Origin of the sequence: Streptomyces sp. NPDC050164, from assembly GCF_044459945.1 — a bacterium.
GTDB classification, from domain to species: Bacteria; Actinomycetota; Actinomycetes; order Streptomycetales; family Streptomycetaceae; genus Streptomyces; species Streptomyces coeruleorubidus_A.
On the sequence record NZ_JBITJK010000022.1, the window covers coordinates 26,216 to 53,092 of the forward strand.

General features: G+C 72.5%; 22 protein-coding genes. 8 read left to right on the forward strand and 14 right to left on the reverse strand.

All coding sequences use genetic code 11. From position 1 onward, the window contains the following. The first annotated feature begins 1 nt into the window (after position 1). Both ACIBNA_RS26260 and ACIBNA_RS26265 read left to right on the forward strand, forming a co-directional pair. Positions 2–2,737, forward strand: a complete 2,736-nt coding sequence (locus ACIBNA_RS26260; RefSeq protein ID WP_399167573.1) for an ABC transporter permease — start codon at positions 2–4, stop codon at positions 2,735–2,737. Continuing rightward, positions 2,734–3,702 (forward strand): ABC transporter ATP-binding protein, encoded by a 969-nt coding sequence (locus ACIBNA_RS26265; RefSeq protein WP_399167574.1) that lies wholly within the window; start codon positions 2,734–2,736, stop codon positions 3,700–3,702. Before ACIBNA_RS26260 ends, ACIBNA_RS26265 begins: the two co-directional genes overlap by 4 nt. A gap of 124 nt (positions 3,703–3,826) precedes the next feature. Here ACIBNA_RS26265 and ACIBNA_RS26270 read toward each other — a convergent pair whose 3' ends face one another. From ACIBNA_RS26270 to ACIBNA_RS26280, 3 genes are all read right to left on the reverse strand, one after another. Then, a complete protein-coding gene (locus ACIBNA_RS26270; RefSeq protein WP_399167575.1) occupies positions 3,827–5,290 on the reverse strand; it encodes a glutamate synthase subunit beta in 1,464 nt (487 codons plus the stop codon). Continuing rightward, complete coding sequence (gene gltB, locus ACIBNA_RS26275; RefSeq protein WP_399167666.1) at positions 5,283–9,890, reverse strand: glutamate synthase large subunit; 4,608 nt, start codon at positions 9,888–9,890, stop codon at positions 5,283–5,285. The genes ACIBNA_RS26270 and gltB overlap by 8 nt, the downstream gene beginning before the upstream one ends. 381 nt (positions 9,891–10,271) lie before the next feature. Next, on the reverse strand, positions 10,272–11,003 hold the full coding sequence (locus tag ACIBNA_RS26280) for a VIT1/CCC1 transporter family protein (RefSeq protein ID WP_399167576.1): 732 nt from the start codon (positions 11,001–11,003) through the stop codon (positions 10,272–10,274). A 227-nt stretch (positions 11,004–11,230) separates the two neighbouring features. Between ACIBNA_RS26280 and ACIBNA_RS26285 the strand changes: the two genes are divergently transcribed. The 6 genes from ACIBNA_RS26285 (at position 11,231) to ACIBNA_RS26310 (ending at position 18,082) form a co-directional block, all read left to right on the forward strand. Continuing rightward, entirely contained in the window at positions 11,231–12,274 is a 1,044-nt protein-coding gene (locus ACIBNA_RS26285) for an ADP-ribosylglycohydrolase family protein (RefSeq protein ID WP_399167577.1), read from the forward strand. A gap of 86 nt (positions 12,275–12,360) precedes the next feature. After that, positions 12,361–13,479, forward strand: a complete 1,119-nt coding sequence (locus tag ACIBNA_RS26290) for an ADP-ribosylglycohydrolase family protein (RefSeq protein ID WP_399167578.1) — start codon at positions 12,361–12,363, stop codon at positions 13,477–13,479. 7 nt (positions 13,480–13,486) lie between these two features. Next, complete coding sequence (locus ACIBNA_RS26295; RefSeq protein WP_399167579.1) at positions 13,487–14,656, forward strand: ADP-ribosylglycohydrolase family protein; 1,170 nt, start codon at positions 13,487–13,489, stop codon at positions 14,654–14,656. Beyond that, on the forward strand, positions 14,644–16,080 hold the full coding sequence (locus ACIBNA_RS26300) for an ADP-ribosylglycohydrolase family protein (RefSeq protein ID WP_399167580.1): 1,437 nt from the start codon (positions 14,644–14,646) through the stop codon (positions 16,078–16,080). The genes ACIBNA_RS26295 and ACIBNA_RS26300 overlap by 13 nt, the downstream gene beginning before the upstream one ends. Continuing rightward, positions 16,077–17,264, forward strand: coding sequence for a CaiB/BaiF CoA transferase family protein (locus ACIBNA_RS26305; protein WP_399167581.1), 1,188 nt, complete (start codon positions 16,077–16,079; stop codon positions 17,262–17,264). The genes ACIBNA_RS26300 and ACIBNA_RS26305 overlap by 4 nt, the downstream gene beginning before the upstream one ends. Continuing rightward, the gene (locus tag ACIBNA_RS26310; protein WP_399167582.1) at positions 17,261–18,082 is read left to right on the forward strand and encodes an HpcH/HpaI aldolase/citrate lyase family protein; all 822 of its coding nucleotides are present in this window, start codon (positions 17,261–17,263) and stop codon (positions 18,080–18,082) included. Before ACIBNA_RS26305 ends, ACIBNA_RS26310 begins: the two co-directional genes overlap by 4 nt. Positions 18,083–18,153: 71 nt before the next feature. Here ACIBNA_RS26310 and lgt read toward each other — a convergent pair whose 3' ends face one another. The 11 genes from lgt to hisI form a co-directional block, all read right to left on the reverse strand. Continuing rightward, positions 18,154–19,089 (reverse strand): prolipoprotein diacylglyceryl transferase, encoded by a 936-nt coding sequence (gene lgt, locus ACIBNA_RS26315; RefSeq protein WP_399167583.1) that lies wholly within the window; start codon positions 19,087–19,089, stop codon positions 18,154–18,156. Positions 19,090–19,173: 84 nt separating this feature from the next. Beyond that, positions 19,174–19,950, reverse strand: a complete 777-nt coding sequence (locus ACIBNA_RS26320) for a DsbA family protein (RefSeq protein ID WP_399167584.1) — start codon at positions 19,948–19,950, stop codon at positions 19,174–19,176. Between the two features lie 86 nt (positions 19,951–20,036). Beyond that, the gene (gene trpA, locus ACIBNA_RS26325; RefSeq protein WP_399167586.1) at positions 20,037–20,855 is read right to left on the reverse strand and encodes a tryptophan synthase subunit alpha; all 819 of its coding nucleotides are present in this window, start codon (positions 20,853–20,855) and stop codon (positions 20,037–20,039) included. Next, entirely contained in the window at positions 20,852–22,138 is a 1,287-nt protein-coding gene (gene trpB, locus ACIBNA_RS26330; RefSeq protein ID WP_399167587.1) for a tryptophan synthase subunit beta, read from the reverse strand. The genes trpA and trpB overlap by 4 nt, the downstream gene beginning before the upstream one ends. Before the next feature lie 57 nt (positions 22,139–22,195). Next, positions 22,196–22,417, reverse strand: coding sequence for a tryptophan biosynthesis modulator TrpM (trpM, locus tag ACIBNA_RS26335; RefSeq protein ID WP_399167588.1), 222 nt, complete (start codon positions 22,415–22,417; stop codon positions 22,196–22,198). Positions 22,418–22,438: 21 nt separating this feature from the next. After that, a complete protein-coding gene (gene trpC, locus ACIBNA_RS26340) occupies positions 22,439–23,248 on the reverse strand; it encodes an indole-3-glycerol phosphate synthase TrpC (RefSeq protein WP_037668094.1) in 810 nt (269 codons plus the stop codon). A gap of 138 nt (positions 23,249–23,386) precedes the next feature. Next, the gene (locus ACIBNA_RS26345; RefSeq protein ID WP_399167589.1) at positions 23,387–23,821 is read right to left on the reverse strand and encodes a DUF2752 domain-containing protein; all 435 of its coding nucleotides are present in this window, start codon (positions 23,819–23,821) and stop codon (positions 23,387–23,389) included. An 83-nt stretch (positions 23,822–23,904) separates the two neighbouring features. Continuing rightward, on the reverse strand, positions 23,905–24,156 hold the full coding sequence (locus tag ACIBNA_RS26350) for an HGxxPAAW family protein (protein WP_399167590.1): 252 nt from the start codon (positions 24,154–24,156) through the stop codon (positions 23,905–23,907). Between the two features lie 120 nt (positions 24,157–24,276). Further along, a complete protein-coding gene (locus tag ACIBNA_RS26355) occupies positions 24,277–24,918 on the reverse strand; it encodes a TIGR02234 family membrane protein (RefSeq protein WP_399167591.1) in 642 nt (213 codons plus the stop codon). A gap of 41 nt (positions 24,919–24,959) precedes the next feature. Continuing rightward, positions 24,960–26,441, reverse strand: coding sequence for an anthranilate synthase component I (locus ACIBNA_RS26360; protein WP_399167592.1), 1,482 nt, complete (start codon positions 26,439–26,441; stop codon positions 24,960–24,962). 11 nt (positions 26,442–26,452) lie between these two features. Next, positions 26,453–26,848 (reverse strand): phosphoribosyl-AMP cyclohydrolase, encoded by a 396-nt coding sequence (gene hisI, locus ACIBNA_RS26365; protein WP_399167593.1) that lies wholly within the window; start codon positions 26,846–26,848, stop codon positions 26,453–26,455. Between the last annotated feature and the right edge of the window lie 29 nt (positions 26,849–26,877).

The window sequence follows — 26,877 nt, forward strand, 5'->3', positions numbered from 1 at the left end:
GATGCCGCCGAACGCGCAGGGCGCGCCCTGGGTGCGGACCCGGCTGCGGACCGCGCCCGTGTCCACCGTCGCCTTCGGTGTGCTGGTGCTGGTCACGGCGTTCCTCGCGGCCGTACTGCCGCGGGCCGTCGAGGCGTACGAGACGGAGGGGCTGCGCGAGGCCCTCGCCACCGCCTCCCCCGAGTCCACCGTGCTGGAGCTGAAGGCTCCGCAGCCCGGTCTCGAACTGCCTGACCCGGCCCGTGCGGACGCGGTGCGGCCTGAGGCGCTCGCGGCGGTCGACGGCCGGGCGCGGGCGCTGCTGCCCGCACCGCTGCGGGCGGATCCGGCCGAGTCGGCGTACGGGGTGCGCACCGGGAAGAGCCTGGAGGCGCTGGACGCGTCGCTGCCCCGGCCAGACGGACTGCCGCCCAAGTTCACACTGCTCGCGCAGTCGCAAGCGGCCGGCCACGCCACCGTGCGGGAGGGCCGGCTGCCCGCCGCCGGCACGCCGGTGACCGTGGACACCAGGGTGGTGGAAGGCGCCGTGACCACCGAGACCGCCCGCACGCTGCGGCTGCGGGCCGGCTCCACGCTCACCCTGGCCGGTTTCCCGGACGGACCGCTGACCGTACGGATCACCGGCATCCTCCAGCCCCGGCATCCGCAGCGGAGTCACTGGTCCGCGGAGCCGGTCCTGCGCACACCGGCCCTGGCCTCCACCGGCAGCCGTCCGCCGCTGTACTACTGGGAGGCTGGCGTCCTGCTGGCGCCCGGGGCGGCACCGGCGCTGCTCGGCGGCCAGGGCGAGCCGGAGAAGTACTGGCGCTTCGCGCCCGCGACCGGGCGGCTCACCGCGGGGGACATCTCGGCGCTCGTCGGCGCGGCCGCGTCCCTCGAGGACGGGCCGGGGCTGGTACGCATGCACCAAGTCGCCGGTCCGACGGCGCAGTTGTCCACCGGCCTGGAGCAGGTCGTCGGCTCCTACACGGACAACCGTGACGCGATCACGCCCGTGGTCGCCGTCGCGGCCTTCGGGATCGCCGCGGTCGCCGTCGGCGTGCTGGTCATGAGCGCCGGCGTGGCCGCCGCCCGCCGTGCCGCCGAACTCGCCCTGCTGCGGGCCCGGGGCGGCTCCCTGCGCGGCATCGCCGGGCGGCTGCTGGCCGAGACCGCAGTGCCGGCGGTGCCCGCGGCGGCCTGCGGTCTGCTGCTCGCGGTGCTCGTCGTGGACGAGGCCCGGCCGCTGCCCGCCGTGCTCGGGGCGGGCGCCGTGGCGCTGCTCGCCTGTGCCGCGCTGCCGGCGCGCGCGGTGGTGGCGCATCGCAGGCCGCGGGCGCACCAGGAGCGCGACGACCTCGCCGAGGCCAGGCCCGGCGGGCGCCGCACGGTCGCCGAACTGACCGTGCTGGTGCTGGCCGCCGGCTCGGTGGCGGCGCTGCGCCGCCGCGGTACGGACGGGGCGGGCGATCTGCTGGTGAGCGCCGCCCCGGTGCTCGTCGGGCTGGTTGCCGCGCTGCTCCTCGTACGGCTGTACCCGCTGCCCCTGCGGTGGGCCGCCGGCCCGGCCGGGCGGCTGCGCGGCGTGGTCGGGTTCCTGTCGCTGGCCCGCGCCGCCCGCTCACCGGCGGCGGTCGCCACGCTGCCGCTGCTCGCCCTGCTGACGGCCCTGACGACGGCCGCGTTCGGGGGGTCGGTGCTGGCGGGCGTGGCGGACACCCGGGACCGGGCCGCGCTGCTGGAGACGGGCGCGGACGCGCGGATCGACACGACCGACGGCACCCCGCTCCCGGCGGGACTGGCGCGGACGGTACGGGATGGGGCGGGCGTACGGCAGGTCACGGCCGTGGGATTCGAGTTCGCCTCGGAGCGCGCGTCCGACGAGACGCGGTCGCTGACGGTGGTCGGCGTCGAGCCGGAGACCTACGCGGAGTTGGCCCGGCAGATGGGTCTCGGGGGGTTCGCGGCCGACCGGTTGGGCAGCGGGGGCGGGGTGCTGGACGCCGTCGCCTCCCCCGAGGTCGCCGAGCGGCTCGGGCGGGCGCCGCGCCGGATCGTGACGGACGGCGCAGCGGTCACGGTGCGGATCACCGCCGTGCGCCCCCGCACCCCGGCCGTCCCCGAGGGCGAGTTCCTGCTGGTCGACGCGGCGGGGCTGAAGGGCTCCGGCGGCCCCACGACCCTGCTGGCGGCCGGTGCCGGACTCGACGCGAAGGCGCTGCGGACGGCCGTGCGCGGCGCCGGCTCCAACCTCTCCGTGACACTGCGCGCCGAGGAACGCGCGGCGCTGTCCGACTCGCCGTTGCAGGCGGGCGCCGAACGGATCTACGGCTGGGCCGTCCTCGCGGGCGCGGGCTACGCCGTGCTGGCCCTTGTGCTCGGCCTGCTGCGGTCCGCGCCGGAGCGGGCCGCGCTGCTGGCCCGGCTGCGCACCCTGGGCCTGACGACCCGCCAGGGGCGTCACCTGCTCGGCCTGGAGGCGCTGCCCCTGGCGCTGCTCGCGGCCGGCGGGGGCATGGCCGTCGGCTGGGCCACGGTCGGGGTGCTCGCCCCCGGCATCGACCTGGACCGGCTCGCTGTGGCCGGCTCGTCCGACGCCACGGCGCCGCAGGGAGCCGTGCTGCGGGCCGACCTGTGGTCGCTGGCCCTGCCCGCCGCGGGCGCGGTGCTGCTGGCGGGGGCGGTGGCCGTCGCGCAGGCCTGGTGGGCGGGACGCCTGACACCGATCACTCACCTCAGGACAGGAGACATGCGATGAGCGGTACGACTCAGTCGCTCGCGGAGCTGGAGCGGCGGGCGGCGCGGCACCGCGACCGGCCGGCGTACGGGCACGACGCCCTGATCGCCTGCGACCGGCTGGTGCGGATCTTCACCAAGCGCGGTGGCGGGGACGCCGTGGAGGTGCAGGCGCTCCAGGGGCTCGATCTCCTGGTGCGGGAAGGCGAGTTGATGGCCCTGGTGGGAGCGTCGGGCAGCGGCAAGTCGACGCTGATGAACATCCTCGCCGGCCTGGACGTCCCGACCGCGGGCACAGCGAAGGTCGCGGGCCGTGATCTGCTGACGATGGACGCGAAGGCCCGGTTGCGGTACCGGCGTGAGGTGGTCGGCTTCGTCTGGCAGCAGACGGCCCGCAATCTGCTGTCGTATCTGACGGCGGCGCAGAACGTCGTCCTGCCCATGCAGCTGGCGGGCGGCTCGCGCAGGAAGCGGGCCGGACGGGCGGACGAGCTGCTGGCCATGCTCGGCGTCGCCGACTGCCGGGACCGGCGTCCGCAGCAGATGTCCGGCGGTCAGCAGCAGCGCGTCGCGATCGCCGTCGCCCTGGCGGGCGCCCCCGCCGTACTCCTCGCCGACGAGCCGACCGGCGAGCTGGACTCGGCGACCGGGCAGCAGGTCTTCGCGGCGTTCCGCCGGGCCAACGAGGAGCTGGGCACGACGGTCGTCATCGTCACGCACGACCAGGCGGTCGCCGGCGAGGTCAGCCGCACGGTCGCGATCCGCGACGGACGCACCTCGACGGAGGTACTGCGCCGCACGGAGGTCGACGAGGCGGGCCGGGAGTCCCTGGTGGCCCGTGAGTACGCGATGCTCGACCGCGCGGGCCGCCTGCAGTTGCCGGCCGAGTACACGACGGCCCTGGGCATGCGGGACCGGGTGCTGCTGGAGCTGGAGGAGGACCACATCCAGGTGTGGCCGGACAAGAACGGGAACGGGAACGGCTGAGGGCATGCGACAGCGCCTGCCCGGTCGTCCGGTCGGGGACGGTGGGGCAGGCGCCATCTGTGTTCCGCACGCCTTTGTGCGGGACGTATGGGTGACCGTCAGGTCACTTCTCTGATGCGCTCCGTCAGACCATCAGCGCGCGGTCCGTCGGGCGGATCGGCGCGTGCAGTTCGCTGGCGCCCGTGAGGTGGCGGTCCACCCCGCGCGCCGCCGAGCGGCCCTCGGCGATCGCCCACACGATGAGCGACTGGCCGCGGCCCGCGTCACCGGCGACGAACACGCCCGGCACGTTGGTCTGGTAGTCGTCGTCACGGGCGATGTTGCCGCGCTCGTCGAGCTCCAGACCGAACTGCTCGACCAGGCCGTTCTCCCGGTCGGTACCGGTGAAGCCCATGGCGAGGGTGACGAGCTGGGCGGGGATCTTGCGCTCGGTGCCCGGCTTCGGGGTCAGCCTGCCGTCGATGAACTCCACCTCGGTGAGGTGCAGCCACTGGACGTTGCCGTCCTCGTCGCCCTCGAAGTGCGTCGTCGACACGGAGTAGACGCGCTCGCCGCCCTCCTCGTGGGCCGAGGTGACCTTGTAGAGCATCGGGAAGGTCGGCCAGGGCTGGTTGACCGGGTGCCGCTCGTCGTTCGGGCGGGGCATGATCTCCAGCTGCGTGACGGAGGCCGCGCCCTGGCGGTGGGCCGTACCGACGCAGTCGGCGCCGGTGTCGCCGCCGCCGATGACCACGACGTGCTTGCCCTCGGCCGAGATGGGGGGCGCCACGTAGTCGCCCTCCTGCACCTTGTTGGCCAGCGGCAGGTACTCCATGGCCTGGTAGATGCCCTTGAGCTCGCGGCCGGGCACCGACAGGTCACGGGCGGTGGTCGCGCCGACGGCCAGGACGACCGCGTCGTACCGCTTCTTCAGGTCCGTCGCCTTCAGGTCGCGGCCGATCTCGATGCCGGTGCGGAAGCGGGTGCCCTCCGCGCGCATCTGCTCGATACGGCGGTTGATGTGCCGCTTCTCCATCTTGAACTCGGGGATGCCGTACCGGAGGAGGCCTCCGATGCGGTCCGCGCGCTCGTAGACGGCGACCGTGTGGCCGGCCCGGGTCAGCTGCTGGGCGGCGGCCAGGCCCGCGGGGCCGGAGCCGATGACGGCGACGGTCTTGCCGGACAGGCGCTCCGGGATCTGCGGGGCGACGTCCCCGGTCTCCCACGCCTTGTCGATGATCGAGACCTCGACGTTCTTGATGGTGACGGCGGGCTGGTTGATGCCGAGCACGCACGCCGACTCACAGGGAGCGGGGCACAGGCGGCCCGTGAACTCCGGGAAGTTGTTCGTCGCGTGCAGGCGCTCCGAGGCGGCGGCCCAGTCCTCGCGGTAGGCGTAGTCGTTCCACTCGGGGATCAGGTTCCCGAGCGGGCAGCCGTTGTGGCAGAACGGGATGCCGCAGTCCATGCAGCGGCTGGCCTGCTTGCTGATGATCGGCAGCAGGGAGCCGGGGACGTAGACCTCGTTCCAGTCCTTGACGCGCTCCTCGGCGGGGCGGGACCTGGCGACCTCGCGCCCGTGGTTCAGGAAGCCCTTCGGGTCAGCCATTGATCGCCGCCTCCATCATCTTCTCGTGGGTCTCGGTCTCGGAGAGACCGGCTCGCTCGGCGGCGTCCTTGGCGGCGAGCACTGCCTTGTACGTGCTGGGGATGATCTTGCTGAAGCGCTCGACGGCGGTGTCCCACTCGGCCAGGAGCTTCTCGGCGACGGTCGAGCCCGTCTCCTCCTGGTGGCGGCGGACCACGTCGTGCAGCCACTGCCTGTCGGTGTCGTCCAGCGCCTCGATGGCGTCCACGTTGCCGGCGTTGACGTTGTCGCGGTCCAGGTCGATGACGTACGCGATACCGCCGGACATACCGGCCGCGAAGTTGCGGCCCGTCTCGCCGAGCACCACCGCGTGACCGCCGGTCATGTACTCGCAGCCGTGGTCGCCCACGCCTTCGGAGACGACCGTCGCGCCGGAGTTGCGGACGCAGAACCGCTCGCCGACCTTGCCGCGCAGGAACATCTCGCCGCCGGTGGCGCCGTAGCCGATGGTGTTGCCGGCGATGACGCTGTACTCGGCGAGGTGGTCGGCCGCGCGGTCCGGGCGGACCACCAGCCGGCCGCCCGAGAGGCCCTTGCCGACGTAGTCGTTGGCGTCGCCCTCCAGGCGCAGCGTGACACCGCGCGGCACGAACGCGCCGAAGGACTGGCCGGCGGAGCCGGTGAAGGTGATGTCGATGGTGTCGTCGGGCAGGCCCGCGCCACCGAACTTCTTCGTCACCTCGTGGCCGAGCATGGTGCCGACCGTGCGGTTGATGTTGCGGATCTCCACCTGGGCGCGGACCGGCTGGGCCTCGGTGGCGTCCGAGGCGGACAGGGCGTCGGCGGCCAGCTTGATCAGCTGGTTGTCGAGCGCCTTCTCCAGGCCGTGGTCCTGGGCGATCAGCTGGTGGCGGACCGCGCCCTCGGGCAGCTCGGGCACGTGGAACAGCGGCTCCAGGTCCAGGCCCTGCGCCTTCCAGTGGTCGACGGCACGCGTGACGTCGAGGGTCTCGGCGTGGCCGACGGCCTCCTCGATGGAGCGGAAGCCCAGCTCGGCGAGGATCTCGCGGACCTCTTCGGCGATGTACTTGAAGAAGTTCACGACGTACTCGGCCTTGCCGTTGTACCGCTCGCGCAGCACCGGGTTCTGCGTGGCGATGCCGACCGGGCAGGTGTCCAGGTGGCAGACGCGCATCATGACGCAGCCGGAGACGACGAGCGGCGCGGTCGCGAAACCGAACTCCTCGGCACCCAGCAGCGCGGCGATGACCACGTCACGGCCGGTCTTCAGCTGGCCGTCGGTCTGCACGACGATGCGGTCGCGCAGGCCGTTGAGCAGCAGCGTCTGCTGGGTCTCGGCCAGGCCGAGCTCCCAGGGACCACCGGCGTGCTTCAGCGAGGTGAGCGGCGAGGCGCCCGTACCGCCGTCGTGGCCGGAGATGAGCACGACGTCCGCGTGGGCCTTGGAGACACCCGCGGCGACCGTGCCGACGCCGACCTCGGAGACCAGCTTGACGTGAATCCGCGCCTGCGGGTTCGCGTTCTTCAGGTCGTGGATCAGCTGGGCCAGGTCCTCGATGGAGTAGATGTCGTGGTGCGGGGGCGGCGAGATGAGGCCGACGCCCGGCGTCGAGTGACGCGTCTTGGCGACCCACGGGTAGACCTTGTGGCCGGGCAGCTGGCCGCCCTCGCCGGGCTTGGCGCCCTGGGCCATCTTGATCTGGATGTCGTCGGAGTTGACCAGGTACTCGGAGGTCACACCGAAGCGGCCGGAGGCGACCTGCTTGATGGACGACCGGCGCGCCGGGTCGTACAGCCGCTCCGGGTCCTCGCCGCCCTCACCGGTGTTGGACTTGCCGCCCAGCTGGTTCATGGCGATGGCGAGGGTCTCGTGCGCCTCCTGCGAGATGGAGCCGTACGACATGGCGCCCGTCGAGAACCGCTTGACGATCTCGGAGACCGGCTCGACCTCGTCGACCGGGATCGGCTGGCGGCCGGACTTGAAGCCGAAGAGCCCGCGGAGCGTCATCAGCCGCTCGGACTGCTCGTTCACGCGCTCGGTGTACTTCTTGAAGATGTCGTAGCGGCCGGAGCGCGTGGAGTGCTGGAGGCGGAAGACCGTCTCCGGGTCGAACAGGTGAGGCTCGCCCTCGCGGCGCCACTGGTACTCGCCGCCTATGTCCAGCGCGCGGTGCGCCGGGGCGATGCCGGAGGCCGGGTAGCCCTTGGCGTGCCGGGCGGCGACCTCCTTGGCGATGACGTCGATGCCGACGCCGCCGATCTTGGTGGCCGTGCCGTTGAAGTACTTCGCGACGAAGGTCTCGTCGAGACCGACGGCCTCGAAGACCTGGGCGCCGCGGTAGGAGGCGACGGTCGAGATGCCCATCTTGGACATGACCTTCAGCACGCCCTTGCCGAGGGCGTAGATGAGGTTGCGGATGGCCTTCTCGGGCTCGACGCCCGGCAGGAAGGTGCCGGCGCGGACCAGGTCCTCGACGGACTCCATCGCCAGGTACGGGTTGACCGCGGCGGCGCCGTAGCCGATGAGCAGGGCGACGTGGTGGACCTCGCGGACGTCGCCGGCCTCGACCAGCAGGCCCACCTGGGTGCGCTGCTTGGTGCGGATGAGGTGGTGGTGGACGGCCGCGGTGAGCAGCAGCGACGGGATCGGCGCGTGCTCGGCGTCCGAGTGGCGGTCCGACAGGACGATCAGCCGGGCGCCGTTCTCTATCGCGGCGTCGGCCTCGGCGCAGATCTCGTCGATCCGTGCGGCCAGCGCGTCACCGCCGCCGTGCACCCGGTACAGGCCGGACAGCGTCGCGGCCTTGAAGCCGGGCATGTCGCCGTCGGCGTTGATGTGGATGAGCTTGGCCAGCTCGTCGTTGTCGATGACCGGGAAGGGCAGCACGACGCTGCGGCAGGAGGCCGCGCTCGGGTCGAGCAGGTTGCCCTGCGGGCCCAGCGAGGAGCGCAGCGAGGTGACGAGCTCCTCGCGGATGGCGTCCAGCGGCGGGTTGGTGACCTGCGCGAACAGCTGGGTGAAGTAGTCGAAGAGCAGCCGCGGGCGGTCCGACAGCGCGGCGATCGGCGAGTCGGTGCCCATCGAGCCGATCGGCTCGGCACCGGCCTTGGCCATCGGCGCGAGGATGACGCGCAGCTCCTCCTCGGTGTAGCCGAAGGTCTGCTGGCGGCGGGTGACCGAGGCGTGCGTGTGCACGATGTGCTCGCGCTCGGGCAGGTCGGACAGCTCGATCTCGCCGGCCTCCAGCCACTCCGCGTACGGCTGTTCGGCGGCGAGCTGGGCCTTGATCTCGTCGTCCTCGATGATGCGGTGCTCGGCGGTGTTGACGAGGAACATGCGGCCGGGCTGCAGGCGGCCCTTGCGGACGACCTTGGCCGGGTCGATGTCCAGGACGCCGACCTCGGAGCCGAGGACGACGAGGCCGTCGTCGGTGACCCAGTAGCGGCCGGGGCGCAGGCCGTTGCGGTCGAGCACGGCGCCGACCTGGGTGCCGTCGGTGAAGGTGACACAGGCCGGGCCGTCCCAGGGCTCCATCAGGTTGGAGTGGAACTGGTAGAAGGCGCGCCGGGTCGGGTCCATGGAGTCGTGGTTCTCCCACGCCTCCGGGATCATCATCAGCACGGAGTGCGGCAGCGAACGGCCGCCCAGGTGCAGGAGTTCGAGGACCTCGTCGAAGGAGGCGGAGTCGGAGGCGTCCGGCGTGCAGACCGGGAAGATCCGCTCGATGGCCTTGTCGTCGGAGCCGAACAGGTCGGAGACCAGCTGCGACTCGCGGGCGACCATCCAGTTGCGGTTGCCCTTGACGGTGTTGATCTCACCGTTGTGCGCGACGAAGCGGTACGGGTGGGCCAGCGGCCACGACGGGAACGTGTTCGTCGAGAACCGGGAGTGCACGAGCGCGATCGCGGAGGCGAAGCGGCGGTCGGACAGGTCCGGGAAGAAGGGCTCCAGCTGGCCGGTGGTCAGCATGCCCTTGTAGACGATGGTCCGCGCGGACAGCGACGGGAAGTACACGCCGGCCTCGCGCTCGGCGCGCTTGCGCAGCACGAAGGCCTTGCGGTCGAGGGCGATGCCCGTCGCGGGCACTGCGGCGCCGTCGCTGACGAAGATCTGGCGGAAGACCGGCATGGTCGACCGGGCGGTGGCACCCAGCAGCTGGGGAGCGACCGGCACCTCGCGCCAGCCGAGCACGGTCAGGCCCTCGTCGGCCGCGATCGTCTCGATCTGCGAGACGGCGTCGGCGGCGGAGTCCTCCGGCAGGAAGGCGGTGCCGACGGCGTAGGCACCGGCCTCGGGCAGTGCGAATCCGGCCACGTCACGGAAGAAGGCGTCCGGAACCTGCGACAGGATGCCGGCGCCGTCGCCGGAGTCGGGTTCGGAGCCGGTGGCACCGCGGTGTTCGAGGTTGCGCAGGACGGTGAGAGCCTGCTCGACCAGGGTGTGGGACGCCTCGCCGGTAAGGGTGGCGACGAAGCCGACGCCGCAGGCGTCGTGCTCGTTGCGGGGGTCGTACATACCCTGCGCAGCAGGGCGAGCATCCATGAACGACCAGTTCTGGCCATTCGCGGAGTGCTGGGACGGCTGGCGCGGCGTACGCATCGGCTCTCCCGTCGTCGTCATGTGGCATATGCAAGTGCCGAGGGACGACGTTGGCCCTCGCGTGATCGCAAAATTTCGTGCAGGTTACATGATGGAGCGATTCTCGGGAACCGGGATATTCCGTTCCAACATGCGGACACCGGCGGCTCGCGGCAGGGGTACCGCACCGACGGTGGAAGCTATGGGGGGCCAGTACGGAACGACCGGGTGAGATCGATGCCCGTCGGGCCCGAGGGCGGGACGGGCGTCTTCGCCCACCCCGCTGATCGCGCCCACGGGCCTCATTGCCCGCAGCGCTTACGGCTCATGCCCCGTGGTTGCGCATTCGAAACCAGCAAGTAACGGCTACTTATGCGGCCCAACGCATAAGTCCGAGTCGAACTATCCTACGGCCGTTCCGAACAAGGTGCCCAGGGCGTACGTCACACCCGCCGCCGCGCCGCCCAGGAACAGCTGCCGCAGCCCGCTGTACCACCAGGTGCGCGCCGTCACCTTGGCCACCACCGCACCACACAGGAAGAGCCCGAGCAGGGCCAGCAGCACGGGCGGCCACAAGCTGCTCGCACCGAGCAGATACGGCAGTACGGGGATCAGCGCGCCCAGCGCGAAGGAGCCGAAGCTCGACACCGCGGCCACGGTGGGCGAGGGCAGATCGCCGGGATCGATGCCCAGCTCCTCCCTGGCGTGGATCTCCAGCGCCTGTTCCGGGTCCTTCGACAGCTGCCGGGCGACCTCACCGGCCAGCCGCGGCTCGACCCCTCTCGCCCGGTAGAGAGCGGCGAGCTCGGCCTCCTCGCACTGCGGGTGCTTGCGCAGCTCGCGCCGCTCCACGTCCAGCTCGGCCTCGACGAGCTCGCGCTGCGAGGCGACGGAGGTGTACTCGCCGGCGGCCATGGAGAAGGCGCCGGCGGCCAGGCCCGCGAGTCCGCTGAGGACGACGGTGTGCTGGCTGACCGAGCCGCCCGCGACACCGGTCATCAGGGCCAGGTTGGAGACGAGGCCGTCCATCGCGCCGAACACCGCGGGACGCAGCCAGCCGCCGTTCACGTCCCGGTGGGTGTGGTTGTCCCGGTGCGCCTCGTGCAGCGCCGCCTCGGTCTCGATGATGGCCATGAAAAATCCCCGTTTCCCTTGCTGAACAAGCTTCTTTGGACAGGTTCCAGATTTTTACAACACACAAAGTACGCCGCGGATTCCGGCGCCGCCAGCAAGGAAAGGCTGGGCTAACCTGCGGTTTTACCCTTCAGCGCTCACCTGATGACGATCTCGCACAGATGTCGACCGGGTGATGCTGTGGCCCCCGAGGCTCGCGGCGGTCGCCGGAGTGGGACACATCCCGTATGGCATCGATCGCCTGCATCCCCTCCGTCCCGGCGCCCGGGGACGCCACCGAACTGCGCGCGCGGGCACGCGGCGCACTGCTGGGCCTGGCCGTCGGTGACGCGCTCGGGGCCCCGGCCGAGAACATGAAGCCCTCCGAGATCCGCGCGCGGTGGGGCCGTATCACCGGCTACGTCGTCGAGCACCCCGCCGGCACGGACGACACCGAGTACGCGATCTTCTCGGGCCTCCTCCTGGCCCGGCACGGCTCGGCACTCACCCCCGCGCACGTGGAAGCGGCCTGGCACGAATGGATCGCCGACCGCGACGAGGGCCCCTTCCGGGGCGCCGGCTTCAGCGAACGCGGCACGCTGGAGAACCTCCGCCGGGGCCTGGCGGCCCCCATCTCCGCCCAGCACCGGCACGCCTGGAGCGACGGTCTGGCCATGCGCGCGGCCCCCTTCGGGGTGTTCACGCCCGGCCGCCCGGCGGAGGCGGCCCGGCTGGTGGCGATCGACGGCTCGGTGAGCCATGACGGCGAGGGCATCTACGGCGGCCAGGCGGTGGCGGCGGGCGTGGCCGCGGCGATGGCGGGCGCCCAGCCGATCGCGGTCGTGGCCGCCGCCCTCGCGGTCGTGCCCGACGACTCCTGGACGGCCCGCTGCCTGCGCCGCGCGGTGACGGCGGCCCACCGCGGCGAACGCGCGGTGCGCTCCGCGGTCGTCATCGGCGGCTACCCCTGGACCGACCTGGCCCCCGAGGCGGTCGCCCTCGCCTTCGGCGCGTACGCGGCGGCCGACGGCGACTTCGAGCAGTCCGTCCTGACGGCGGTGAACATGGGCCGCGACGCGGACACGACGGCGGCGGTCGCGGGCGCCCTGGCGGGCGCGACCCGGGGAGTCTCGGCGATCCCGAAGGCCTGGACGACCCCCATCGGGCCGGTCCGCGGCCGGTGCCTGCCGGCGATGGCGGGTTACCACGTCCTGGACGTGGCGGACCTGCTGACACCGGCGGCACCCACCTACGCACTGGCAACGGACGGGGAGACGGAGGTACCCGCATGACCCCGCCGACACCGTCAGCCGCCGACGGCGAAGCCGCCCCACGGGAGACCAGGACCCTTCGGGTGACAGTTACGGGCGGTGCGCGGATGGGAGACAAAAAGGCCGAAGGCCTCCTGCTCGGACTCGCCGCAGGGGACGCGGCAGGCTGGCCGGCGGCCCGCCACAGAGCCGCCCGCATGCCCGACTGGACCCGCCGCCTCACCCGCGAACTGGACACCTTCGCCGAACACAACGCCACGACCACCCTCCCCGTCCCCATCGCCCTGAACCAACCCCCGGAACCCCTCCGCCTGGGCCCCTCCGACGACGCCGAATGGGCGGCCTTCGCCGCGGAAGCCCTCCTCCGGGCCGGCGACGACACCGCCTTCAACGACCTCAGTCGCGAACGCCGCACCCGAGCCGCGATCGACCTGACCTGGAACGCCATCGCCGGCGAGGTGGCGGCGGCAGCGGACAGCGCTCCGGAGATCGAGTCCGCCGTCCTCCCCCTGCGCGCCCGCATCTCCGTCCGCGCAGGCCTCGGCAACCTCGCCACCGGCCTGCGCCCGCCCGCCACCGGCCACGACAACCCCCACTACTTCGACGACGCGGCCTGCGTACGCGCCTGCGTCCTGGCCGTGGCCCACCCGGGCGACCCCCGGCGCGCCGCCGACCTCGCCGAGTTCGACGCCCACTACACCCAGGACGGCGACGGCGTACACGGCGCCCGCGCGATGGCGGCGGCGCTCGCCCTCGCCCTGGCCGGCGCGGACGTCGACGCCTGCGTCACGGCGGCCCTCGCCGAACTCCCCGAGGAGACGGAGATCGGCCGCAACGCCCGGCACGCCCTGCACCTCGCCGCCGGCGTCGACAGCGCCTTCGCCCTGGTCCCGCCCCTGGAACACCAGATCGTCGACCACGTCTACAGCTACGGCATCGCCGCCGCCGAAACGGTCCCGGTCGCACTCGCCCTGGCCGCGGCGGCCCGCGGCCGCATCGCGGAGGCGATTCCCGCCGCGGCCTGCCTGTCCCGCGTCGCGGACTCCGCCCCGGCCCTGGCGGGCGCCCTCACCGGCGCGCTGGGCGGCGGTGCCTCGATCCCGGCCTCCTGGCGGGAGACCTGCCGCACCCTCTCCGGCTGCGTCCTCCCCCGCCTCACCGGCACGGACCTCGTGGAACTCGCCGAACTCCTGGAAGCCGCACAACCGGCCCACCCGGGTGGATGATGCGGCCATGCAGCCCAAACCGCACCAAAACGCCACACTGGACGAGCGGATCACCGGAGCCCTGGTCGGAGCCGCCGTCGGCGACGCCCTCGGCGGCCCCGTCGAGGGCTACTCGCCCGAGCAGATCATCGAACGCCACGGCGGCCGCGTCCACGGCATCGTCGGTCCCTGGCACGGCGACGACTGGCGCACCGCCCGCCCCCTCGCCCCGTACCACAAGGGCGACGGCCACGTCACCGACGACACCTTGATGACGCACGCCCTGATCCGCGTCTACGCCCGGGTCCGCGACCACCTCGACGCCTACGCGATCGCCGACCACCTCGTCCCCGACCTGATGACCGAACCGCGCTGGATCCCGGAACTGGAGACCGAGGCCCTCCCCCTGCACCGCGTCTTCCTGGCGGAGAAATGGCTGGTGACGAGGATCCACTACGGCCATGCCGACCCGCGCGAGGCCGGCACCGGCAACATCGTCAACTGCGGTGCGGCGATGTACATGTCCCCGGTCGGTCTGGTCAACGCCGCCAACCCGCAGGCGGCCTACGCCGAGGCGCTCGACATCGCCGGCGCGCACCAGTCGTCGTACGGCCGTGAGGCGGCGGGCGTCCTGGCCGCGGCGGTCGCGGCGGCGTGCACCCCGGGAGCCACCCCTGACTCGGTCGTCTCGGCCTGCCTGTCCCTGGCGAAGGACGGCACCCGCACCGCCATCGAGCGGGTCTGCGAGGAGGCCTCCCGTCACCCGGACTTCGAGTCGGCCCTGGGTCCCCTGCGCGCGGCGGTCGCCCCCTACGACACGGTCGGCCCCGACTACCGCGCCCCCTCCCTCGGCGCCCGCCACCCCTCCCGCCTCCACGCGATCGAGGAACTCCCCGTGGCCCTGGGCATGTTGCTCGTGGCCCAGGGCGACTACCGCCACACGGTCCTCGGCGCCGTCAACTACGGCCGCGACTGCGACTCCATCGCCACGATGGCCGGCGCCCTGGCCGGAGCCCTCGGCTCACCGATCCCCCAGGACTGGGCCAAGACGGTCGCGGAGGCCAGTCTCCTGGACCTCTGGGAACCGGCCACGACCCTCACGGCCGTGACCCGCGAGATCTTCACCCAAGACGCCTCCCGCCGCCGCACCCACGAACACGCCTTCGCATCCCTCGGAGGCCCGGAATGCTCCGCCTGACCTGGGTCCAGCCGGAGGACCTGATCGGCCACGAACTCCGCCAGGCGACCCAGGACGGCCGACAACCGTCGAGGATCGCGTCCCGCTGGAAAGCGGCAGGCGGTCCTCAGGCCCCCGCCACGGCAGGCGCGTCCCCCACCCCGACGTCCCGCTACCTCCGCCAACTGGCAGAAGACCTCCTGGACGAACTGGCCGACCTGCCCAGCGCCTTGGCGGACGACGAACCAACGGACCTGGAGAAGATCAGGTCGCTATGCCCAGAATGGCCACCTAGCTGCGGGCAGTCGTGCCGCTGGGGCGGCGCCCATCCCACAGAGAGCGGCACCCCGTCAGCGCGGGTGAGCGCCCCAGCCCAGACCCCAGCCACACCCGACCAACACCTGGAATCCGCCTGGCTCGGCCGAGCCGTCGGCTGCCTCCTGGGCAAACCCGTCGAAAAGCTCCCCATGGAAGCCATCCGCCAACTGGCCAAATCCACTGGCAACTGGCCCCTCACCACCTACCTCACAGCCCGCGGCGTCCCCGAAGACCTCCTCGCCGCACACCCCTGGAACCGCCGCTCGGCAAAAACCTCCCTAGCCGAGAACATCGACGGCATGCCCGAGGACGACGACCTCAACTACCCCCTCCTCAACCTCCTCGTCCTCCAACGCCACGGCAAAACCTTCACCACCACGGACGTGGCCCGCACCTGGCTCGACGAACTCCCCGCCGGACGCACCTTCACCGCCGAACGCATCGCCTACCGCAACCTCCTCACCGGCCTGGAACCCCCGCACACCGCCCGCCACCGCAACCCGTTCCGCGAATGGATCGGCGCCCTGATCCGCGCCGACGTCCACGGCTGGACCAACCCCGGCGACCCGGCCGCCGCCGCGGAACAGGCCCACCGCGACGCCACCCTCACCCACACCGCCAACGGCGTCTACGCGGCGATGTTCACGGCGGCCACCATCGCGACCGCCGCGACAGGCGAACACGACGTCCACACCTGCCTGCGCACCGGCCTCACCGTCGTCCCGCCACGCTCCCGCCTCGCCAGAGCCGTCCACCACGCCATCCAACTCGCCCGGGAACACGACGACTTCGACACGGTCGTCGACGAACTGCACGCCACCCACGCCGCCGACCACCACTGGGTGCACGCCGTCCCCAACACCGCCCTCATCGCCGCCGCCCTCACCCACGCGAACGGTGACTTCTCCGGCTCGATCTGCCGCGCCGTGAGCGGCGGCTGGGACACCGACTCCAACGGCGCGACCGCCGGCAGCATCGCCGGCCTGCTGGCCGCAGACCCCGCGGCCCTGCCCGACCACTGGACGGCCCCCCTGAAGAACCGCCTGTCCACCTCCATCGGCGACTTCAACGGCACCGGCTTCGACACCCTCGCCCACCTCACACACCGGGAGACCCACCGCTCATGACCGCGCCCCTCACCGGCCTCCGCGTCCTGGACCTCGCCACCCTCTTCGCCGGCCCGCTCGCCGCCACCCTGCTCGGCGACTTCGGCGCGGAGGTCGTCAAGGTCGAGCACCCGGCGAAACCGGACCCGTCCCGCGGCCACGGCCCGTCGAAGGACGGCGTGGGCCTGTGGTGGAAGATGCTCGGCCGCAACAAGCGCACCATCACCCTCGACCTGTCGAAGCCCGGCGGCCGCACCACCCTCCTGCGCCTCGCCGCCGGCGCCGACGTGATCATCGAGAACTTCCGCCCCGGCACCCTGGAGAAGTGGGACCTGGGCTGGCCGGAGCTGTCGGCCGCCAACCCCCGCCTGGTCCTGGCCCGCGTCACCGGCTTCGGCCAGTTCGGCCCCTACGCCCACCGCCCCGGCTTCGGCACCCTCGCCGAGGCGATGAGCGGCTTCGCCGCGATCACCGGCGAGCCGGACGCACCCCCGACGCTGCCGCCGTTCGGCCTGGCCGACTCCATCGCGGGCCTGACGACGGCGTACGCGGTGCTGACGGCGCTCGCCGCCCGCGACCGCACCGGCGAGGGCCAGGTGGTCGACATGGCCCTGATCGAACCGATCCTGGCCGCGCTCGGTCCCCAGCCCCTCTGGTACGACCAGCTCGGCCACGTCCAGCCCCGCACCGGCAACCGCTCCCCCAACAACGCCCCGCGCGGCGTCTACCGCACCGCGGACGGCACCTGGGTCGCCGTCTCGACGTCGGCCCAGTCGGTCGCGGAACGCGTGATGCACCTGGTGGGCCGCCCGGAACTGATCGACGAGCCGTGGTTCGCCACGGGCGCCGACCGCGCCCGCCACGCCGACGTCCTGGACGAGGCAGTCGGCTCCTGGATCGCCGCACGCACCCGCACGGACGTCCTGGCGGCCTTCGAGAAGGCCGAGGCGGCCGTGGCCCCGGTCCAGGACGTCCGGGACGTGATGGCGGACCCGCAGTACCAGGCCCTGAACACCATCACCACCGTCGACGACCCGGAGCTGGGCCCCCTGCGCATGCAGAACGTCCTCTTCCGGCTCTCCGCCACGCCCGGCGCGATCCGCTGGGCCGGCCGCCCCCACGGCGCCGACACCGACGAGGTCCTCACCGAACTGGGCCTCACCCCGGCCGACCTCACGGCGCTGCGCGCGGAGGGTGCCCTGTGACCACGTTCCCGCTCACCTGGCTCTACGCCCCGGGCGACCGCCCCCACGTGGTGGCCAAGGCCCTCACCTCCGGCGCCGACATCGTCGTCGTCGACCTGGAGGACGCGGTCGCCCCCGACCGGAAGGCGTACGCCCGTGCCGCCACCGCCGAGCTGCTCGCCGACCTGCCGCCGGTCCCGGTCCATGTCCGCGTCAACGCCCTGGACAGCGCCTGGGCCGAGCAGGACCTCGCCGCCGTGGCCCCGGCTCCCGGCCTCTGCGCCCTGCGGCTCCCCAAGATCAGCTCACCCGCCGAGGTCGTCCGGATCGCCCAGCACGCCGTCCCCACCGGACTGCCCCTGTACGCCCTCCTGGAGACGGCCCTCGGCGTGGAAAGGGCGTACGCCGTCGCCACGGCCCACCCGTCCCTTCGGGGCATCGCGCTCGGGGAGGCGGACCTACGGGCCGACCTGGGTGTTTGTGACGACGCGGGGCTCGACTGGTCCCGCTCCCGGGTGATCGTGGCCGCCCGGGCGGCGGGCCTGCCCCCGCCGGCGCAGTCGGTCCACCCGGACGTCCGCGACCTGGAGGGACTGGCCGCCTCCTGCGCCCACGGCCGCGCCCTGGGCTTCCTGGGCCGGGTCGCGCTTCATCCCCGCCAGCTCCCGGTCATCGAGCGGGCTTTCCTCCCCACCGAGGAGGAGATCGAACAGGCGGAGACGATCATCAAGGCAGCGGCGACGGACCCGGGTGCCCAGGCCCTCCCGGACGGCCGCTTCATCGACACGGCGGTGGTGACGGCGGCCCAGCGCACCCTGTCCCTGGCACGCCGCCGCTGACACCGCCCACCCGGAAAACGCCGAGGGCGCCCGGCAATCTTCGGGCGCCCTCGGTCACGTACGGCAGACGGTCAGGTCTTCTTCGCCGACCCTGCCTCGTCATCGGCCTCGCTCCTGGCCTCGTCCTTGCCGGACTCCGCCTCGTCATCGGCCGTGGCGTCCCCGCCGGTCTTCTCATCGGCGGAGGCCTCCGCGCCCGGCTCCACCACGTCTTCCCGGCCCGGCCGCTTCTTCGACGACACCACGAGGTACGTGACCGCGAGCAGGAACACGAGCATCGCGGTCCACACGTTCAGCCGGAGGCCCAGGATGTGGTGGGCGTCGTCGACCCGCATGTACTCGATCCACGCCCGGCCCGTGCAGTACGCGGCGACGTACAGCGCGAACGCCCGGCCGTGCCCGAGCCGGAAGCGGCGGTCCGCCCAGATGACCAGGACCGCGACGCCGATGCACCACAGCGACTCGTACAGGAAGGTCGGGTGGTACGTGCCCGGCACGCGCCCGTCCGCGGAGGACGTGATCTCCAGGGCCCACGGCAGGTCGGTGGGCTTGCCGTACAGCTCCTGGTTGAACCAGTTGCCCCAGCGGCCGATCGCCTGCGCGAGGGCGATGCCCGGCGCGACGACGTCGGCGTACGCCGGCATCGGGATGCCCCGGCGCCGGCAGCCGATCCACGCGCCCAGCGCGCCCAGCGCGATCGCGCCCCAGATGCCGAGGCCGCCCTCCCAGATCTTGAAGGCGTTCACCCAGTCACGGCCCTCGCTGAAGTACAGCTCGTAGTCCGTGATCACGTGGTAGAGCCGGCCGCCGACGAGGCCGAAGGGCACGGCCCAGACAGCGATGTCGGCCACCGTGCCGGTCCGCCCGCCCCGGGCGATCCAGCGCTTGTTGCCGAGCCAGACGGCAACGAAGACGCCGATGATGATGCAGAACGCGTAGCCGCGCAGCGGAATGGGGCCGAGGTACAGCACACCGCGTGACGGGCTGGGAATGAAGGCAAGTTCCATGGCAAGGTCGACGCTACCGTGCCGGACCGGAGCCGGGGCAGGCAGCCCGGCTACGGGTCCATAACAGGCGCGTGAGAAAAGCCCTTACCCCTTGTTCTGCTCCTGCACCATCTGCTTCAGCTTCGCCGGGGTCATCGTCCGGTCCTGGTAGATGTTCTTGCCGTCGAACAGCACGGTCGGGGTGCCCGAGAAGCCGCCCTTGTCGAAGGCCTGGTGGGACTTGGCGACCCACGCGTTGTGCGTGCCGTCCTCGACGCACGTGCGGAAGGCGGGGGTGTCCAGGCCGTCGACCTTGCCGGCCAGCTCGATCAGCTTGGCGTTCCCGGCGTAGGCGTCGTCGGCCTCCTGGGGCTGGTTGTCGAAGAGCACGTCGTGGTACGCGGGGAACTTCCCGGCGTCCTGGGCGCAGGCCGCGGCGTTGGCCGCGTTGCGGGAGCCGCTGCCGCCCATGTTGCCGTCGATGAGGGTGACCAGGTGGTACTCGACCTTCAGCTGGCCGGCGTTCGTCAGCTCGTGGATCACCGGCCGGTACGTCGTCTCGAAGGACGTACAGGCCGGGCAGCGGAAGTCCTCCCACACCGTGAGCGTGGACTTGGCGCTGTCCTTGCCGACCGGGATGGCCAGGCCGTCCTTGCCCTGTGCTCCCGAGGGGGCCACGACCGGGCCCGAGGCCTCGCTGTCGTCGTCCTTGCCGGCGTTGGCCGCGACGACGCCGATCACCGCCGCGAGTCCCAGGACGGCGACGACGGCCCCGCCCACGATCAGCGCGCGCCGGCGCTTCTCAGCGGACTTCTGCTTCTCGCGCTCGACCGCCAGCTTCTGACGGGCGGTGCGCCTTCCCTCACGGTTCTTCTCGCTCACACCCCGGAAACGAACCGGGGAGGCGCACCGCGCCTCCCCGGCCCCAGGTCCACCCGTACGAGGGACCTGTATGACTACCCGGCTTCTTACGCCTGTCCGCGCACGCCCTTCGCCAGCCCGGCCGCCAGGGTGCGGACGGCCTCGACACCGGCAGCGTCGTCCGGGGCGTCCAGCATGGCCTTGACGAAGGCGGAGCCGACGATCACGCCGTCGGCGAAGCCGGCGACCTCGGCGGCCTGGGTGGCGTTGGAGACGCCGAGCCCGACGCAGACCGGCAGGTCCGTGCCGGTGGCCCGGGTGCGTGCCACCAGGTCCTCGGCCTGCGAGCTGACCGACTCACGGGTTCCGGTGACGCCCATGAGGGAGGCGGCGTAGACGAAACCGCTGCCCGCCGCGGTGATCTGCGCGAGCCGCTCGTCCCTGCTGCTGGGCGCGACGACGAAGACGGTGGCGAGACCGTGCTTCTCGGCGTGCTCCCGCCACAGCGCCGACTCCTGCACGGGCAGGTCGGGCAGGATGCACCCGGCGCCGCCCGCCTCGGCGAGCTCGGCGGTGAACCGCTCGACGCCGTAGCGGTCGATGGGGTTCCAGTACGTCATGACGAGGATCGGCTTGCCGGTGGCCTCGTGGGCCTCGCGGACCGTGCGCATCACGTCGGCGATCTTCACGCCGCCGCGCAGGGCGATGTCGTCGGCGGTCTGGATGACGGGGCCGTCGAGGACGGGGTCGCTGTGCGGCAGGCCCACCTCGACGATGTCGGCACCGCCGTCGATGACGGCCTTGACGGCCTCGATGCCGCCGTCCACGGTCGGGAACCCGGCCGGGAGGTAGGCGATGAGGGCCGAGCGCCCTTCGGACTTGGCCGCGGCGAGGGTGTCGCTCAACAGCTGGATGTTGCCGCTCACTTGGCGTCCCCTTCGATCTCGGCGGTGTCGGTGTCCGCGTCGGCCGCGACCTCGGCGTCGGTGTCGTAGAGGCCGAAGTAGCGGGCGGCGGTGTCCATGTCCTTGTCGCCGCGGCCGGACAGGTTGACCACGATCAGCCCGTCCTTGCCCAGCTCCCTGCCGACCTCCAGGGCGCCGGCCAGTGCGTGGGCGCTCTCGATGGCCGGGATGATGCCCTCGGTGCGGGAGAGCAGGCGCAGGGCCTGCATGGCCGCGTCGTCCGTGACCGCGCGGTACTCGCCGCGGCCGGTGTCCTTGAGGTAGGAGTGCTCGGGGCCGATGCCCGGGTAGTCCAGACCGGCCGAGATCGAGTACGGCTCGGTGATCTGGCCCTCGTCGTCCTGGAGGACGTAACTGCGGGAGCCGTGCAGGATGCCGGGCTCGCCGGCGGTCAGGGTCGCCGCGTGCTCGCCGGTGTCGACGCCGTGGCCTGCCGGCTCGCAGCCGATGAGGCGGACGGACTCGTCCGGGATGAAGGCGTGGAAGAGGCCGATGGCGTTGGAGCCGCCGCCGACGCAGGCGACGGCGGCGTCGGGGAGCCGGCCCGCGCGCTCCAGGAGCTGGCGGCGGGTCTCCACGCCGATGACCCGGTGGAAGTCGCGGACCATGGCCGGGAAGGGGTGGGGGCCGGCGACCGTGCCGAAGAGGTAGTGCGTGTGGTCGACGTTGGCGACCCAGTCGCGGAACGCCTCGTTGATGGCGTCCTTCAGCGTGCGGCTGCCGGACTTCACGGCGATGACCTCGGCGCCGAGCATGCGCATCCGGGCGACGTTGAGGGCCTGGCGCCGGGTGTCGATCTCACCCATGTAGACCGTGCAGTCGAGGCCGAAGAGCGCGCAGGCCGTGGCCGTGGCGACGCCGTGCTGGCCGGCGCCCGTCTCGGCGATGACGCGGGTCTTGCCCATGCGCCTGGTGAGCAGGGCCTGGCCGAGGACGTTGTTGATCTTGTGGGAGCCGGTGTGGTTCAGGTCCTCGCGCTTGAGGAAGACGCGAGCGCCTCCGGCGTGCTCGGCGAAGCGGGGCACCTCCGTGAGCGCCGACGGGCGGCCGGTGTAGTTGACCAGGAGGTCGTCGAGTTCCTTGGCGAACTCGGGGTCGTGCTTGGCCTTGTCGTACTCGACGGCCACCTCGTCGACTGCGGCGACGAGGGCCTCCGGGATGAACTTGCCGCCGAAGGCCCCGAAGTAGCCTTCGGTGTTGGGGGTTTGACCCTCGGGGTCGGGGATGAAGAACTGGCTGGGCATGCGAATACCTCACGGTGAGTGTGTGTCGATCACTAATCGCCGTGGGGGCAGGGATTGTCAGCTGGCTGCGGGCCCGTTGGGGCTGGTCGCGCAGTTCCCCGCGCCCCTGGAAGAAGGGCGTTGCTGCCATCGCATGCCGTTGACCTGGCCCGGCTCGTCACCGATGACGTAGCGAACCCGGCGGCCGTGTACGCGGCGCGCGGGGGCTCGGCAGCCGCGGGGGCGGCAGCCGCGCGCGAGGCGGGCGTACCGGTCCACGGTCGTCATGGTGAGAGTCATCGGGGCAAGCCTAGCGGGTGATCAGCCCCGGCCGTGCCGGAGTGCGGGATGTTCGCCCGCCGCCACCAGGTCGGAGACCGCCGTCTTGGGGTCCTTGCCGGTGACGAGGGATTCACCCACCAGGACCGCGTCGGCGCCGGCGTTGGCGTAGGCGATGAGGTCGTGCGGGCCGCGGACGCCGGACTCGGCGATCTTGATGATGTGGTCGGGGATCTCCGGTGCCACGCGCTCGAACGTGCCGCGGTCGACCTCGAGGGTCTTGAGGTTGCGCGCGTTGACGCCGATCACGCGGGCGCCGGCGTCGACCGCGCGCTCGACCTCGTCCTCGTCGTGCACCTCGACGAGCGGCGTGAGCCCGATGGACTCGGCGCGCTCGATGAGGGACTCCAGGGCGGGCTGGTCGAGAGCGGCGACGATCAGCAGGACGACGTCGGCGCCGTAGGCGCGGGCCTCCCACAGCTGGTACGACGTGACGATGAAGTCCTTGCGCAGGACCGGGATGTCCACGCGGGCGCGGACCGCTTCGAGGTCGGCGAGCGAGCCGCCGAAGCGGCGCTGTTCGGTGAGGACGGAGATGACGGCCGCGCCGCCCGCCTCGTAGTCCGCGGCGAGTCCGGCCGGGTCGGCGATCGCGGCCAGCGCGCCCTTGGACGGGCTGGAGCGCTTGACCTCGCAGATGACCTTGACGCCGTCGCCGCGCAGTGCGGCCGCACCGTCCTTGGCGGCGGGAGCCTTCGCCGCGCGCTCCTTGAGCTCGTCGAGGCTGACGCGCGCCTGCCGCTCCGCGAGGTCGGCACGGACTCCGTCGATGATCTCGTCGAGCACACTCACGCGAGCGGCCCCCTTCCAGACTCTTGACAGTTCCAGCGGCCAGTCGAAAACCGATGGTCACTGCATGGTATCCGCAGCGGGGCGCAGGCCTCGCATCCGGTTGACGCCGGTCCCACTACCTGGACATCCGGCAGTTGATCAAGGATGGAGCCAGCCACCGAAGGGCAGATTCCGGACAACCGTGAAGACCAGCAGCAACGCGCCGAGGCTCCACACCAGCCCCGGACGGGGGTCGATGCGCAGCGGGCGCCCGCGCGCGGCGTGGACCACCCATACGGTCCACAGCACGGCGAAGGCCAGATAGCCGAGGACCGCGAGCGCGTTGGCGTGCAGCGCCGCCGGGAGGTCGCCGTGGACGAACGCGTGCGCGCTGCGCAGGCCGCCGCAGCCGGGGCAGTACAGGCCCGTGTAGTGCAGCAGCGGGCAGACGGGGTAGTGGCCGGGTTCGTTGGGGTCGACCGCGCCCACGTAGGCGAAGGCGGCGGCGACGGCCGCGAGCACCCCGGCGGGGACGGCCAGGCGGCCCGGGACGCTGGGCGTCGCCCTTCGGCTGTCGGCGTTCACGGTATGCATTGTGCCCCGCACACGCGTGAGGGGCGGTCCAGGCACTCGAGTGCCGGCCGCCCCTGACGCGACAACGCGGTCCGCGCCGAGGATCAGCCCTCGGCGCGCGCCGGCTCGCGGTCGCCCGTCATCCGGTGCGGCTTGTGCAGCTCCTTGGGCTGGCCGAGGCCCATCATCCGCATGATGCCGCCGACGACACCGCCGAGCAGCACGACCACCAAGCCGGCCCAGAAGCCCGCCGGCTGGTCCATCACCATGAACGCGCCCGCGACGCAGAAACCGATGAAGGCGATCGTGACACCGGTCCAGGCGGCCGGGGTGTGACCGTGGCTGCTGCCCGCCATTGCTTGCTCCTCGTTGCTGTGTGCGTGTCTGAGCAGGACGCTCGGGCCCATTGTCCCGCACGCGCGCGTGGGCGGTGAGCGGGGGTACGCCTGTGGGTGCGCTCCGCTCCCCCGTGTGGCTCAGGCTCCGGTCGGGTCCTCGCCCCGGTCGAGTGCCTTCCACAGGTCCTCGGGCCGGTCGGGGTCGACGGCGGGGGCCTTGCGGCGCGGCTGGGGCGTGCCGCCCCGCTCGTAGCGGCCGGACATCGCGGGCCACAGCCGGCCGTAGCGCAGGGCGAGCAGTCCGGCCAGGAGGAGCAGGACGCCGCCGACGGCCGCGACGTACGGCCAGGCGGTGTGGCTGAGGGTGTCCACGGAGGCGGAGGTGTCGCCGGAGGCCTGGGCGGCCTGTTCGTCGAGTGCGGAGCCGTCGGAGGCGCCGAGCAGGGCTGCGACGACGATGCCCGCGCCGGAGAGCGCCAGCAGCGCGGCCACGACGACGCGGCCGGCCCGGCGGACGGCGAATACGGCGACGAGCGCGGCGAGGCCCACTACGGCGAGCGCCGCGGGGACGCCCGTGACGTCGCTGCCCTTGGCGGTCAGGGGGAAGGCGCCGCCGGCCACCGTCGCGGTGCCCTCCGCCCAGCGCTGCCGGGTGGCGAGCAGCGCCACGGCCGCGCCGAGCGCGCCGCACAGCAGCGCGACGGCGAGGCTCCGGCGGCCGGCCCGGGCGGATCCGGCGGCTTCGGAACGGGGGTGAGGTGCAGCAGTCACGTACCCCACTATCGCTTGAACCCCGGGCGAACCGTCACCCGGGGTTCATCTCAGGCCTTTCCCAGCCGGTTCGCCGTGTGTACGGCCCTGAGGACCGCCGCCGCCTTGTTGCGGCACTCGGTGTCCTCGGCGACCGGGTCGGAGTCGGCGACGATGCCCGCGCCCGCCTGGACGTAGGCGGTGCTGTCCCTGAGGAGGGCCGTGCGGATGGCGATGGCGGTGTCGGAGTCGCCCGCGAAGTCGAGGTAGCCGACGCAGCCGCCGTACAGCCCGCGCCTGGATGGTTCGAGTTCGTCGATGATCTGCATGGCGCGGGGCTTCGGGGCGCCGGAGAGGGTACCGGCCGGGAAGCAGGCGGTGAGGACGTCGAAGGCCGTGCGGCCCGGGGCGACGCGGCCCGTCACCGTCGAGACGATGTGCATGACGTGCGAGTACCGCTCGATGGACATGAAGTCGACGACCTCGACGGAGCCGGGCTCGCAGACCCGCCCCAGGTCGTTGCGGCCGAGGTCGACGAGCATGAGGTGCTCGGCGCGCTCCTTGGGGTCGGCGAGCAGTTCGTCGGCGAGGGCCTGGTCCTCCTGCGGGGTGGCGCCGCGCCAGCGGGTGCCGGCGATGGGGTGGACCATGGCACGGCCGTCCTCGACCTTGACCAGGGCCTCGGGGGAGGAGCCGACGACGTCGAACCCGTCGAAGCGGAACAGGTACATGTACGGGGACGGGTTGGTGGCCCTCAGGACCCGGTAGACGTCCAGCGCGCTCGCCGTGCACGGCGTCTCGAAGCGCTGGGAGGGAACCACCTGGAAGGCCTCCCCGGCCCGGATGCGCTCCTTGATGTCCTCGACGGCCTCCTGGAACTCGGGGCCGCCCCAGAGCGCGGAGTACTCGGGGAGCTCGGAGGGCGGGAGCGCGGCTGGGGGCTGGGCGACCGCGCGGGAGAGGTCGGCCTGCATGGCGTCGAGGCGGGCCACGGCGTCCGCGTAGGCCTCGTCAACGCCGGTCTCCAGGTCGTTGTGGTTGATCGCGTTGGCGATCAGCAGGACCGAGCCCTCCCAGTGGTCCATCACGGCGAGGTCGCTGGTGAGGAGCATGGTCAGCTCGGGGAGCTTCAGGTCGTCGCGCTCGCCGGGGCCGATCTTCTCCAGGCGGCGCACGATGTCGTAGCCGAGGTAGCCGACCATGCCGCCGGTGAAGGGCGGCAGGCCGTCCTGGTGGGGGGTGTGCAGCGCCTGGATGGTGGCGCGCAGCGCGGCGAGGGGGTCGCCGTCGACCGGGACACCGACGGGCGGGGCGCCGAGCCAGTGGGCCTGTCCGTCGCGCTCGGTCAGCGTCGCCGCCGACCGCACGCCCACGAACGAGTAGCGGGACCACGAGCGGCCGTTCTCCGCGGACTCCAGCAGGAAGGTGCCCGGGCGCTCGGCGGCGAGCTTGCGGTAGAGCGCGACCGGGGTGTCGCCGTCGGCGAGGAGTTTGCGGGTGACCGGGATGACCCGCCGGTCGGTGGCGAGCTTGCGGAACGTCTCGAGGTCCATGGCGGCTGACCTTACTGATCCGTCGTGGAGTCGTCGCAGCCGCCGTCCTTGAGGAGCACGTCGGTGTCGAAGCAGGTGCGCGCGCCGGTGTGGCAGGCGGCGCCGACCTGGTCGACCTTCACCAGGACCGTGTCGGCGTCGCAGTCGAGGGCGACGGACTTCACCCACTGGAAGTGGCCGGAGGTGTCGCCCTTGACCCAGTACTCCCGGCGGCTGCGGGACCAGTACGTGCACCGGCCGGTGGTCAGGGTGCGGTGCAGCGCCTCGTCGTCCATCCAGCCGAGCATGAGCACCTCTCCGGTGTCGTACTGCTGGGCGATGGCGGGCAGGAGGCCGTCGGCGCTGCGCTTGAGGCGGGCTGCGATCTCCGGGTCGAGACGGCTGGGCCGGGGGGACGTGCTGGTCATGACGACCATTGTGCCGCGCGCCACTGCCA